The 12,901-nt window shown below is 41.1% G+C and carries 10 protein-coding genes; 5 read left to right on the top strand and 5 right to left on the bottom strand.

Annotated features, from left to right (window positions below):
* Positions 1-34: 34 nt before the first annotated feature.
* Complete coding sequence (locus LY624_RS05215; RefSeq protein ID WP_130151183.1) at positions 35-907, bottom strand: dioxygenase family protein; 873 nt, start codon at positions 905-907, stop codon at positions 35-37.
* Between the two features lie 174 nt (positions 908-1,081).
* Between LY624_RS05215 and LY624_RS05210 the strand changes: the two genes are divergently transcribed.
* Genes LY624_RS05210 through LY624_RS05200 form a run of 3 tightly spaced genes read left to right on the top strand, consistent with a single transcriptional unit; the run spans position 1,082 to position 3,920 of the window.
* On the top strand, positions 1,082-2,611 hold the full coding sequence (locus LY624_RS05210) for an ATP-binding protein (protein ID WP_341804044.1): 1,530 nt from the start codon (positions 1,082-1,084) through the stop codon (positions 2,609-2,611).
* A 4-nt stretch (positions 2,612-2,615) separates the two neighbouring features.
* Complete coding sequence (locus LY624_RS05205) at positions 2,616-3,311, top strand: response regulator transcription factor (RefSeq protein WP_130151181.1); 696 nt, start codon at positions 2,616-2,618, stop codon at positions 3,309-3,311.
* Between the two features lie 60 nt (positions 3,312-3,371).
* On the top strand, positions 3,372-3,920 hold the full coding sequence (locus tag LY624_RS05200; protein ID WP_341804043.1) for a hypothetical protein: 549 nt from the start codon (positions 3,372-3,374) through the stop codon (positions 3,918-3,920).
* Here LY624_RS05200 and LY624_RS05195 read toward each other — a convergent pair.
* The 4 genes from LY624_RS05195 to LY624_RS05180 form a co-directional block, all read right to left on the bottom strand.
* Positions 3,917-4,822, bottom strand: coding sequence for a tetratricopeptide repeat protein (locus tag LY624_RS05195; RefSeq protein WP_341804042.1), 906 nt, complete (start codon positions 4,820-4,822; stop codon positions 3,917-3,919). The two genes, LY624_RS05200 and LY624_RS05195, sit on opposite strands and share 4 nt — an antisense overlap.
* A gap of 134 nt (positions 4,823-4,956) precedes the next feature.
* Positions 4,957-6,309 carry a magnesium transporter gene (locus LY624_RS05190; RefSeq protein ID WP_237119516.1) on the bottom strand — a complete coding sequence of 451 codons (1,353 nt, stop codon included), beginning with the start codon at positions 6,307-6,309 and terminating at the stop codon, positions 4,957-4,959.
* A gap of 85 nt (positions 6,310-6,394) precedes the next feature.
* The gene (locus tag LY624_RS05185) at positions 6,395-7,393 is read right to left on the bottom strand and encodes an AraC family transcriptional regulator (RefSeq protein WP_341804041.1); all 999 of its coding nucleotides are present in this window, start codon (positions 7,391-7,393) and stop codon (positions 6,395-6,397) included.
* Positions 7,377-8,294 carry a GGDEF domain-containing protein gene (locus LY624_RS05180; protein WP_341804040.1) on the bottom strand — a complete coding sequence of 306 codons (918 nt, stop codon included), beginning with the start codon at positions 8,292-8,294 and terminating at the stop codon, positions 7,377-7,379. The genes LY624_RS05185 and LY624_RS05180 overlap by 17 nt, the downstream gene beginning before the upstream one ends.
* A gap of 284 nt (positions 8,295-8,578) precedes the next feature.
* Between LY624_RS05180 and LY624_RS05175 the strand changes: the two genes are divergently transcribed.
* Positions 8,579-10,879, top strand: coding sequence for a TonB-dependent receptor plug domain-containing protein (locus LY624_RS05175; protein ID WP_341804039.1), 2,301 nt, complete (start codon positions 8,579-8,581; stop codon positions 10,877-10,879).
* Positions 10,880-10,936: 57 nt separating this feature from the next.
* Positions 10,937-12,865, top strand: a complete 1,929-nt coding sequence (locus LY624_RS05170) for a phytase (RefSeq protein ID WP_341804038.1) — start codon at positions 10,937-10,939, stop codon at positions 12,863-12,865.
* Positions 12,866-12,901 lie beyond the last annotated feature (36 nt).

Below are 12,901 nucleotides of genomic sequence, written 5' to 3'. Positions count from 1 at the left end.
CCAGTGCTAACACGCCCTAGCCTACAATGATCAATTAACTTATTTGAATAGTATGGTACGCCAATAACGTGCCATCACTATTTTTTGCCGTATTCATAATAAATTGTTCATAATCACGACCAAATACATTGTCGTTACTTGCAAGTGTCGTATCTTGTTCACCACGAGATTTATATTCACTATGGGTTGTACAAATTTCTTTAGCAAACTCATCACTAAAACAAAATTGGCTTATAACCGAGTCCATATTATTGTTTGTCACTTTAAAATGAATATGAATTGTTCGGCCAGAGTACCAGCCTGGAAAGTGCGTTTTAAAGTTTACTCGACCACTACTATCAGTAATTAATGAACCTCTATACCAAGTGCTGAGCTCAGCTTCTTGATCTCCTCCGGTACAAAAGTCACCAGCAAAACGGCCGCTATCTGAACTGCTACTTGTATCTGCAGAATAAATACCACGCGTATCACAATGCCATACCGAAATTTCATGATTAGCAAGCGGGTTACAGTCACTATCAATAAGCTGTAAACAAAGCATCATAGGCAGACCAGTTAACCCCTGAGAAATATCCTCATCTGAATCAGCTTGAAAATAACAGGGTCCCTCGGTTGTTGCTTTAGTTAGCGCCACAACACAAGAGGAAGCCGTAGCAAAAAGACTATCATCCGGAAAATCTTCGGTAATGAGTGCCGTGGTGCCAGCAACATAGTCACTGTCATTCGTGGGCGTTGATGTGTCGTTTGAGCCTGTATCAGTGTCGGTATTAGAGTCAGCCGTAGGCACTGATCCCATGCCATCTGAATTACACCCTAAAAACGCAAGCATAGGCACAGCTGCAACAGATACTCCCAAAGTTTTAAGCATTTTTCTGCGCGAATATAGTTCTGGTTTTAATTTCATCATCTACCTCTTTGCCAACATTGCGAAAACGATACAAAGTTTAATGAACAAATGTAGAGATAATGTGGAGAAATGATGGTGTTTCTATAGAGTGTGTATGAACAATATGCCATAAAATAGACATCATAGAAGCTGCTGCATTATAGTGAACATTGTCCGTATTGTTTTTTCAGAACTATGAAGTTAATTCACAAATTATTTATTGCTAACCTAATCATTATTGTACTACTTGTACTCACTATGTTTGGTTTAAATGCCTTGGCTAACAAGCGCATGCTTAATAATGTCTTTGCAGATATAGATAACGAAGCCTTTCACCGTATTGCTACAGAAATTAACCAGCAGTACCAACAAACGGGTTCCATTGGCATGTTTATCGATTCAAAAGCACTGTGGTATGAGCTAATAAATCGCAATTTTCATTCAAGCCGCTTACTGTTTTCGCCAACCATGCCCATTAATGCAGGTGTCACTCCTAATGGAAAAATGCCGCCCTCTGAGATGGCGAACAACAGACCACCCCCGAATGAATTTAATAAGCCCCCCCCATTGGGTGAGCCTCCCAGCTTTGAAGGTATGAGGCCTCCGCCACATAGTGACCCCATGGCCGACAATTTTATTCCTTTTGAAAAACGACTAACTTTAGTGGATGCAAATGGCAATACATTAATTGGCCAAAACATCACAACCGAGATTATAAATGAGCAAGCGATCAACTTAGACGGAAAACTGGTCGCTAAACTACAATTACATGCCAATCGAAGTCACCTTAGTGCACTCACTAAGCATTATCTAAATACTCAAATAAATATAAGTATATGGGCTGCAGGCATTGGATTACTACTTTCGCTATTGTTTAGTTACTTACTTGCACGTCACTTTACGAATCCAATTGGTCAGCTTAAGCAAGCTGCAAATTCGCTTGCCGAACGTAAGTTTGATACTAAAATCAGTATTAAAACTAGTGATGAATTTGCCACGCTTGCCGATGATTTTAATCGTATTGCTACAGAGTTAAGACGCTTTGAATCTCAACAAAGCCAGTGGATTATGGATATCTCACATGAATTACGTACACCGCTAACCATTTTAGAAGGCGAACTCGAAGCCATTAATGACGGTATTATCGAACCAAATCAAAAAGCCATTACCTCACTACAAGAAGAGGTCGCTTTATTGAGTCGGTTGGTGAATGATTTACACAAGGTGAGCACACTAGACAGACACAGCTTTAGTTACCAAATGCAAGCTATAGACTTTAAAGCATTAACGGCTTCATTGGCTCGTAAATATGAACTAAAGTTTCAAACAAAGAACCTCACACTCAATGCCACTTTTCCTGAGCAAGCAGTCATGATCAACGCTGATCAAAACCGTCTGACTCAAGTACTACAAAATATTTTAGAAAATAATTTACGCTATACCGACGAGCACGAAACCGTGTGGCTAGATCTAATCATAACCACACAACATGTATTTTTATCTATCGAGGATTCAGGCCCTGGGGTACCTGATGATGCTCTTGACAAGCTATTTGATCGACTATTTAAAACAGATAGCTCACGTAACCGCAAAACAGGTGGTTTTGGCCTTGGTTTAGCAATATGTCAAAAAATAGTTCTCGCCCACCGAGGTCAAATAAATGCAACTAAAAGCCGCCTTGGCGGTCTGTGTATAACGCTAAAACTACCGCTTCTAGAGGCGTAATAATATGTCAGAAAACCAAGCTAAGCAGCACATACTAATAATTGAAGATGAAGTTAAAATTGCCGAACTTCTCGAAAAATACCTGTACCTTGAAGGCTATCAAACAAGTTTAATACACGACGGTAACTTGGTTCTCAATGCAGTAAACGAACTTAATCCTGACCTTATTATTTTAGACATTATGCTTCCTGGCGTTAATGGTATTGAGCTTTGCAGTAAAATAAGACAAACCAGCGATGTCCCCATAATAATGCTTACCGCTCGCGTAGAAGAAATTGATCATTTAATTGGCTTTGATGTAGGTGCAGACGACTACGTAACTAAACCTTTTAAACCAAAAGAGCTGATGGCAAGAGTGAAAGCAATTTTAAAACGCCGCCGTATGCCGACTAACACCCGCAGCACTTTTCAAGCAGGCACAATTGTTTTAAACCCAAGTGAACATAAAGTGCTAGTAAAAGATGAAGAACTAAAACTGACCATCAATGAGTTTAGTTTATTGAAAATTTTAATCGCATCACCCAACAAGGTATTCTCACGACAAGACCTACTCACGCTAACACAAGGTAAGTACTTTGAAAGCTATGAGCGCAGTATTGACTCTCACATTAAAAACCTACGTAAGAAGCTCACGGTTGCAGATCCTCAAAATCATTATATTGAGTCAATTTATGGTGTTGGCTATAAATTTAAAATTTAACCAACTTTTTTCACACTTGCTGCGACTAACTTAATAACGCAACCCATTAAGGACAGCATTATGAATTTAGTACGCATCACAGCATCAGCTCTATTAGCCGCAGCCACCACTGCCTGTATTGGTCTTTCTAACGCTAGCACAACAATTGACGATAACAACTACCGTGTTATCACCTTTAAGGACTGTAAAAAAGTGCATGAAGGCACGTTAAACAACGAGCAAATCGCCGCCTATCAACAATTAAAGCGTGAGCAACAAAAGCTTGAGTCACTGGAGCTGCCCCTCACTGATATGGAGCAGCAAGTCACAGAATATTCACAGCAAATAGAAGCAATTACAGAAAAGGCCGTGGTAGAAGATGAAAACCACCTAAGAATCAACAAAGATTTATTAAAAGAGCAAGATGCATTAACTCATAAACTTGATTCGCTCATTGCTTCTCATGATGCCGACTTTAAAGCGTTAAATGAGCAAGCTAAACAGATGGAAAAAGCGGCTAAGTTATTTGATGAGGCTATGAAACCTATGATGCAGCAGGGTGAATCGACTCATTTGCAAATTTTAGCGCCAGGCGAAGCTGAAAAATCAGGCTGCTTTTACTCTATCTAAAGCGCACTTTTAAGCTGTGTATAAAGAGCGGTATGCGTTTGACGAATATCGTCTTTATGCACTTGCTTAAACCACTTAACAGCTTGCTCATGATTACCTGCTTGCCAGTTTAGCTCAGCTAAACGTAACTTATAGATAGCGAGAATAAGTTGATCAGTCGATTCACTCATATGCTCAAGTGCTTGTTGATAATAATGCGCCGCTTTTGAGTAATGCTCTAATAATTGATGAGTACGTGCCAAGTTCCCTAGTGCAAGGGTTATTTTACGAGCATGACTGGTCTTTAAAATCCAGTCAACTGCGGCCTCTCTACTGATCAAAGCACTCTCTAAATCACCCAAAGAATGAAATACATGGGCTTTGTTTGATGACAACTCAAAATGAAAAATAGGGTCTTTGCTCTTACCAAATCGACGCTCGGCTTTATCAAGAATTTGTAAAGCCGTTTCTTTATTACCAAATACATGCTGTAAATTTGCCAATTCAACCATGCGCATTGGATTACCAAACGAGTCAAAAATAGCCTGTAGCTTTTCAAACGCTTTAGTTGCGTACTTTTGAGCGACATCATGCTCCCCGAGGTAGTGCATTGATTTAGCATAATAAAAGTACACCTGAACTTGAAATACTTGAGGCAGTTCAGTTAGTTGAATGAAAGGTTCGGTATGTTCTTTTAAGGTAAGAAAGTCCATTTGATCATAATAATAATCAAACTGATACGACTTAATTTCATACCAACGGTCTGAATGATGTTCACTGTTTTTGAGTTGTAGGCTGATATAGTCTAGGCAACTTAATTGCTTTTGCTGCGCGCAATAGACCTCATGGTCACTGAAGTTTTCAGAAGCACTGCTCTGAAAAGGCAACAAGCCGAGTAATAACAGCATTAATCTATTTTTCATTCACTACTTTCTCAGTGAGCACACACATAAAAAGTAACAAAAAAGAATTAATTTTGACAGTGATTTTTTAATTTATTGTTACAAATGTAATTAAACAGGAAGCCTTTATAAAGGCTTCTTGTTTATTTTTGACGCTAAAGTAGCAGTAAGCTACCCAAACCAAGGAAAGTGACAAAGCCGACAATATCAGTAACTGTAGTCAAAATAACTGAGCCCGAAAGTGCGGGATCTATTTTAAGTTTATCCAAAATAGACGGGATCACTACACCTGATAGTGATGCAGCAACTAAGTTTAATAGTATGGCAATCGTAATTGTTAAACTCAGCATGCCGTCGTTAAACCAGAAGTAAGTGAGCACACCAATTACAAACGCCCATACACACCCATTTAATGCCCCCACTCTAAGCTCTTTTTTCAATAATGCTCTGCGGTTAGAGTCTGTCACCTGACCTAGTGCTAAACCGCGCACAATAACCGTTAACGTTTGGCTTCCTGCAATTCCGCCCATCGACGCAACCACAGGCATCAATACCGCAAGTGCTACAACCTGCTCAATGGTCGCGCCAAATAAGCCGATAAACCAAGAGGCTAAAAACGCAGTAGCCAAGTTAATACCCAACCAAATACCGCGGTTTTTTGCAGACTTTGTTACACTTGAAAACAGATCTTCGTCTTCACGAAGACCACCGGCTTTAGCAGCGGCTTCGTCGGTTACTTCTTGGCGCAATTCATACGCCGATGACACTGATAAGCGGCCTAGCAGTTTGTTGTCGGCATTCACCACCGGCATGGCCATTTTTTCGCTATGAATAACCACTTCAGCAGCTTCGTATAGGTCATCATCCGCATGCAAAGCCGACACATCAAGGTTCGCGTAATCAAGTAAGCTGTCGTTATCGTTGGCTTTAAATAGAGTATTGATTGCCACTTCACCGATCAATGTGCCCTTGCGGCTCACTAAATAAATAACTTCGGTATATTGCGGTAATCCTTTTTGAAAAATCTTACGGGCACCTGCTACGGTGAGCTTTTCCGACACTTTTAAGGCATCAAAATCTAACCAGTGACCTAATTGTTCTGGATTATATTGTTGTGCTAACTCATATTGTTTTGTTTGAACTTCATCGAGTTGGCGACGGGCATAATCAACAAACCGCTCAGGAATGATTTCTTCAAGTTCAAGTAACTCTTCAACACTGACTTCATCAAGTAACTTGAAACCCTCAGCTTCATCTAAGCTTTGTAATAGCCAACGACAACTATCACCACCTAAATTAATGAAAATTTCGTGTTGTGTATCTTCATCAAGTAGCTGCCATATCTCTAAACGTTGCTCTTTAGGTAAGGCTTCAAATAAAAGCGAAAGATGCTCTGTAGAGAGTTTTTCTTTGGCATCAGCAAGTAACTTGTTTTTACGCGTGGTGGTATCACACTGTAATAGCTCATCAATGAGCTGCGGAAGTTGGTCAACAGGGTATTCAATCATCTGCAAACTCGGTTAAATACATCAATAACAACAGTCTAACCTAGCTTTATAAAAATAACTGCTACTCAATAAATTTATTTTTTAACTAAATTTTTAATTGGCTTGGGGTGATCCCCGTCCAGCGTTTAAACGCACGCCTAAAGTTTGCTATATCGTAAAACGATAAGCGCATAGCCACTTGCTCATTGCATTGCTTACGCATGGCAAGTAGGTAAATCGCTTTGCGCTTACTTTGCTCATCATACAATGCTGAAAAACGCACATTATGCGCTTTGAGTTTGCGTTTGAAGGTTGCTGAACTCATGGCAAAAACATGAGCCACTTGATCTAAGTTAAGAGCAGGATTTTGATAAATTAATCGCCCTACAGCCTCGACAAACGTTGTATTGGCATAATTGTATGCTGCAAGCTGTGAGTTAATTTGCGAAAAACGAAAACTACTAAAAGCAGGGTTTTCCATTCGCAATACTTCTTTATTAAATATCCATTGTGTTATTGGCTTTTCAAACGCGACTTTTAATCCTAGATGTTGCTCGTATTCTTGGCTATGTCTGGCACGTTTATAAGCAAAATCAAAGTGGCAATGAATGCGCTCGCCCGCTACTTTTTTAAGGGTTTGATAAAACGCTGCACTGTAAATTTCCATAACATATTGGCTCATTTCATCATCAAGGCCGACAGCGTTTTGCAGCACAATATGATATTGCTCATTATGTAGATAACTATAGCTAAACAATAACGGAGCCAATTGCATACGCAGCGTGTGCAATTGCTTAAGTGCCTTACCAATACTTGGGCTTTGCAGTACGCCTTGGGCGGCAACGGAGGTATCGTTAGCAAGCTGGCTGCCAAGCAAAAACCCACTGTCCGCGGATTTCATCAAGACCTTAAATTGAGCCAGCAAACGTACTTGCTGTGAAATACTAAACTGATGTTGCACACTCATTAAATCTTGCTCAAACACCCCTGTGCCTCTAAGTAATTTATGAAGCTCCACTCCACGACTCAAAGCAAGCTCTACTAGCGTGGTAATAAGCCCCTGTGCAGTTAGGTATTTGTCATCTTGATTAAGATACGGCTTCACTATGACTCACTCTTTGTTGTTTTTGTTGTTGTAACTGGGTATGCAAGCGAGCGCTCAAACTGTGCGCTGAATCATCTTGTTTTCGGCTCACCAAAGCAGACGAAACATGTTGAAACTTAGCCTGTTTAGCGCCTTCAACTTTAAAAGCACAATGTGTCAGTGCAGCGACTATTTGCGTTACCAGCTCTTTGCCTTGCTGCTCAGTTGTATTTGGCATCAACACCATAAAACAGTCGCCTGCATAGCGGCATACAACATCACTCAAGCGACAGTTCATTAACACCAGTTCACTTACCTCGCTCAATAAGCGATCGCCTTCCATAAAGCCAAATTCAGCATTAAAGTTTGAAAAGTCTCGAATATCAATTGCCGCCAACTGCAAAGGTTGTGGCACAGTTAATTGGTCTTTCAGTACGTTTTGTAAATAATTGGCTTTGTAAAGTCCTGTTATCGAGCACACTAACTCATGCTCGCGATGCATTGCTTCACGACGTTTTAGTTGGCGATTTAATACATATTGCTCCTTGTGCCATTGATATAGCCCAATGCTTGTAAAAATCATCCCTATGGGGGCAGGTAAAGATTCGATCCATGTTAGCCAAGTGTTGGTTGGTTGATGTAACCACTCATCAAATAAATCCAAAGAGGCTGAAAACATAAAAAGCCCAAGCCCTAAAACTAAAAAAGTGGTGACTTTACTGGGAGGCCTTGAAATAAGCAGTGCTGCAATCCATGTCAGTGTCATCAACACAATGCCACCTTCACCTAAAATATCTAACCATGCAATATCGGCAAGTGGTTTTAACTCCCCTGCTTGTGCGCTTAGCAAAAATGCAATTACAAACAGGGCAATCACAACATTGGTTAACAATCGATGATGAGTAAAAGGGTTAAATCGCATTCTCTATACCTAACAATAAATCACACTGCCATGCTAACCCGTTAGCATTTAAAGCAGCAGGGTCATATTAGCTCAATGATGTGACAGCAAAACGACAATGCTCCCCTTTTAAACCCTTTAAGCGTTGTATTTACTTTAATTGAATGGGGTGATTGCAGCTCAAAATGCTTTTAAAACACCTCTAATTGCTTGTTTTTACTGGCTGTTAGCGATTTTTTGTCACATTTGCGTCATTTAAGCTGGGTAGTTTGCTCTCAAAACCAAGGACAACCAGGAGCAAACCCATGAAACAATTTAAAACGAAGGCGTTAGTCAGCGCCCTCGCCTTATGTCAATTCGGTGCCTATGCACAAGATGCACAAACGACAGATGAGAAAAAAGTAAAAGTCTCTGAAGAGCTTGTTGTGTATGGTGAAATTGGTTATCGCAACCGTTCACAAGAACTTGCCCCCACACTTGAGTATTCGCAAGAATACTTCCAGCGCTTTGAACCACTTACCGCAGGTGACGCATTGAAGCGTGTACCGAGTGTGACGTTTTTGTCTGACGTTTTAGAGTCAGACGGAGCACGTATGCGAGGCCTGAGCCCTGCTTATACTAAGGTGCTTATTAATGGCGAAGAAGTGCCAGGCGCAGGTGCAGACCGCTCATTTTTTGTTGACCGCATTCCTGCTGAGCTAATTGAGCGTGTAGAAATTATTCGTGCATCAAGTGCAAACCGCTCAGCCGATGCGATTGCAGGTACACTTAACATCGTTCTTCGTGATGGCTACAGTTTAGATGGCGGTTATTTGCGTGCGGGTGGCCTACGTTATGACGATGGCGAATTAAAAGAAAGCTTTGCAGGCGTTTACGGTACTGAGTTTGTAGGTGGCCGCTTATTACTTGGTGCAAACTTACAAGGCCGTTATAACCCAAAACAAAAATCAAGCCGACGCTATGGCGACAGCCCTGAAAATAACGCCAATTATCAAACGGAAGAGTTTGATAACCGAGAAGATCAAACCGACACCCGCGACGGTGACGATACATCACTCAATGCCAGCTACGAAATCGCCTTTGATAATGGTAGTAAATTCGATATAAGCGCTATTTGGGTTGATACCGACCGAACAGAAGATGAACGTTCATTTGAATACGATGACCCAACTGCCACCAGCAATTCGATTATTGAAGGGGGTAATCTTGAAACCGACAATGCCAATGTGTCTTATATTGATCAAACCAACTACAACATCAACTCAGGCTATGAGCTACCACTCTTTGGTGGCACCAGTAAATTCAAGTTAGGCTTTGCACGCTTTGAAGAGTCTGTGTACGAGCAAGAAGTAGAAATTGATACCTCTGAACTTCCTATGGTATTCGAAGAAGAGGAAGAAACCGTTGATATTGACGATAAAGAGTGGTCATTGCAATGGCAACACAGCCTATTTGCGGGTGAAAATAAAACCATTCAATTTGGCGCGTTCTTACAAGGTAAAGAACGTGATACAGCGGTTTATCAAGCCGAAGGGGAAAGCGAACAAAACTTTGCAAGCTGGGATCAGTTCAGCAAAACACCACTGTCACTGGCAGGCTTTAACAACGAGTTTGAAGCAGCGGCTGGCGGTGTAAATACACTAAAAGAAGACCGCGTAGATGTATTTGCATTGATAAAACATGAAGATCAAGATTTCTCATGGGAAATGGGTGTGCGTTATGAATCAACCGACTCAAACATTACCGATAAAACTGAAGGTGTAACCGCAGACAATGACTACGACTTTTTCTTACCGTCAGCTCATTTACGCTACAACGTTTCTGAAAACGGCCGTGTAAGTGCGTCTGTTGCACGCAGCTTACGCCGCCCAGACTTTGATTACATCACCCCTGCTCTACTTGAAAAAGAATTAGGCGATAACGACTTTTTAGGTAACCCAGACCTTCAGCCAGAATCATCGTGGGGTATGGACCTAGGATATGAGTATCGCTTAGGCAAAAGCGGCGTAGTGGGACTCAATGTATTCTACCGTGATGTTTCGGACCTTATTGAAATTGCGAATACTGGCGTAGAAGGTTCAGAAGGCGAAGGCACCTATATATTACAACCACGTAACACAGGTGATGGTACTGTGAAAGGGGTTGAACTTGACTTATCAACGCCTCTTTCGGCCCTTAGCATGCCAAACACTGGGGTGTTTTTTAACTATTCATGGCTTGATTCAGAAGTAGATGACGCCTTTGGTAGCCGTAAATTTAACGACCAATCTGACTATGTATTTAACGTTGGTTTTATTCAAGACCTACCTGATTTAGGCGCTTCATTCGGTGCAACTTACCGTAAACAAGGTGATGCTTATGGTCGTATCGTGGGTGAAGAAGTGACTACACACTACGGCGCAGACCTTGAAGTATTCGTAGAAAAACGCTGGCAAGACGTCACGCTTCGTTTAGTGGGTTCAAACCTACTAGATGCAAGCAAAGACGAGAGCTTTAACAAGTTCGACACCGTTGATGACCAAATCAACCGCGACTTTGACGAGTATGAACTGGAATCTGAAGAAGCAGGCCCAGTCATTCAGTTAATGCTGCGCTACGCGTTTTAATACACAAAGAGTTATTAAGGCAGCTCATTGCTGCCTTGTTTTATAATTGGGGATCCCATGAATTTTACAAAACCACTAAACCTTGTTGCCAGTGCAATATTACTAAGCACCCTCGCAGCCTGTAGCCAAACAACGGCAACCGAGGCACCAGTTAAAAACCAATTAACTACCTTTGGCACAACTGAAAATATGCAAGGCTCACAAGCAGCAGCCATTGCTGATGACGCTTGGCTATTAAGTTCACAAAGCCAAGGTTTACAACTGATAGATGCGAAAGGCGCTACGCATATTCTTAAAAAAGGGAATTTTGAAGCCTTATCTGTTAAATCAATCAATAATAATAACTACCTCGTTGCAAGTATTGATAACGAAGCCGACCAAGCGGTTATTTTTAGCTTACAAAAAACACCGAAATGGCAGTTAACTGAAATTAGCCGTATTACACCACCAAAAGCAAAACCAGAGGCAGTGTGCTTATTTGCAAACCCAACGACTCAAGCTGTGTCGGCGTTTGTAGCAGACGCTCGTGGTCTTATTCGTGAAACCTTAGTATTTGATATTGAAAATAAGCGCTCATTAAATATTGAATTGCGCGAATTTGCAGGGGTTAGTGAAACATCAGGCTGTGCGGTTGATGATAACAGTAAAACCCTTTATGTAAGTGAAGGCGAAGTAGGCATTTGGCAAATTAACGCTGATGCCGAATCTCGTGCCGATAAAAAACCCCTTGCTATGATGGCACCATTCGGCACTTTAGCCCCTGAGGTCGGCGGTTTAACAACAACAAGTGACGGTAGCTTATGGTTCACGACCTCAGAAAATAACCAATTGCACCGCCTTGAGAGCAAAACAAAGCGCTTTAACAACTGGCAATTTGCAGATGAACTTGCAATTGAATCTGCTGCAATACGCTTTAACAGCAATCAAGCCGATATCGTGCTTTACGATGATGAATCAGGTCATTATCTTAAAGGGCAAATCGACGCCCTGCCAGAGCAGCAAAACAAGGCTAAAACAACGGCTATTACTTATATCCATGCACAAGCACAAACCGATGCAGTGCGTGCTTTTGGTGATGCCGCCGATGATCCTGCTATTTGGGTTAACCCTAATAATGCAGCTAACAGCTTAATTCTGGGTACTGATAAACGTCGTGGCTTGATGGTGTACGATCTTGCAGGAAAAGAATTACAAGCATTGGAAACAGGCCGATTAAATAATGTAGATGTACGCCAACATTCAAGCATTGATAACTCTACAAATACGTGGATCACAGGCAGTAATCGTACTTATAACAGTATTAGTGTGTATACCGTTGATAAACGAAATAAAGTACAACACTTAGCTGAGCTGCCAACTACTCTAAAAGAAATTTACGGTATGTGTATGTATTCATCAAACACTGGCAACTATGTGTTTATGAATGATAAATCGGGGCTTTTTCAACAATATAAACTAACTGGTAATAATGAGGGCGTATCAGCACAACTAGTACGTGAATTTAGTGTTCCAAGCCAACCTGAGGGTTGTAGTGCTGATGATACAACCGCAGAATTATTCTTAGGCGAAGAAGATGAAGGTATTTGGTTTATAGGTGCTGAGCCAAACGCTGGCAGTAAACCTGTCATGCTACAAACCGTAAACGATATACTGGTGGATGATATCGAAGGCATGGAAATCTACCACGCTAAAGATGCCCGTTATTTAGTGGTTTCTAGCCAAGGTGACTATACATATGTGCTCTATAAAATAATTGATGGCAGTACACCTAGCCTTGAATTTGCGGGTAAATTTGCAATAAGCAATAACCTTGAACAAACCATTGACGGTGTATCAGAAACTGATGGCTTAACCGTTACACCTGCATCTTTACCTGGTTACCCTGAAGGTGTACTCATAGTGCAAGATGGGTATAACCGAATGCCACAAGCGCCGCAAAACTTTAAAATTATTGACTGGCGTGAAGTGAAAAAAGCACTTAAATAATTAATAGGAAGGTGCTGAGGTCACTCAGCACCTTTT

Source organism: Pseudoalteromonas sp. N1230-9 (assembly GCF_032716425.1).
In the GTDB taxonomy this organism is placed as follows: domain Bacteria; phylum Pseudomonadota; class Gammaproteobacteria; order Enterobacterales; family Alteromonadaceae; genus Pseudoalteromonas.
This window is presented reverse-complemented; position numbering and strand designations above follow the sequence as displayed.

Excerpts from the sequence above, each read along its gene's own strand:
- LY624_RS05200 (WP_341804043.1), top strand. The coding sequence starts at position 3,372 with ATGAATTTAGTACGCATCACAGCATCAGCTCTATTAGCCGCAGCCACC.
- LY624_RS05190 (WP_237119516.1), bottom strand. The coding sequence starts at position 6,309 with ATGATTGAATACCCTGTTGACCAACTTCCGCAGCTCATTGATGAGCTA.
- LY624_RS05205 (WP_130151181.1), top strand. The coding sequence starts at position 2,616 with ATGTCAGAAAACCAAGCTAAGCAGCACATACTAATAATTGAAGATGAA.
- LY624_RS05170 (WP_341804038.1), top strand. The coding sequence starts at position 10,937 with ATGAATTTTACAAAACCACTAAACCTTGTTGCCAGTGCAATATTACTA.
- LY624_RS05210 (WP_341804044.1), top strand. The coding sequence starts at position 1,082 with ATGAAGTTAATTCACAAATTATTTATTGCTAACCTAATCATTATTGTA.
- LY624_RS05180 (WP_341804040.1), bottom strand. The coding sequence starts at position 8,294 with ATGCGATTTAACCCTTTTACTCATCATCGATTGTTAACCAATGTTGTG.
- LY624_RS05175 (WP_341804039.1), top strand. The coding sequence starts at position 8,579 with ATGAAACAATTTAAAACGAAGGCGTTAGTCAGCGCCCTCGCCTTATGT.
- LY624_RS05195 (WP_341804042.1), bottom strand. The coding sequence starts at position 4,822 with ATGAAAAATAGATTAATGCTGTTATTACTCGGCTTGTTGCCTTTTCAG.
- LY624_RS05215 (WP_130151183.1), bottom strand. The coding sequence starts at position 907 with ATGATGAAATTAAAACCAGAACTATATTCGCGCAGAAAAATGCTTAAA.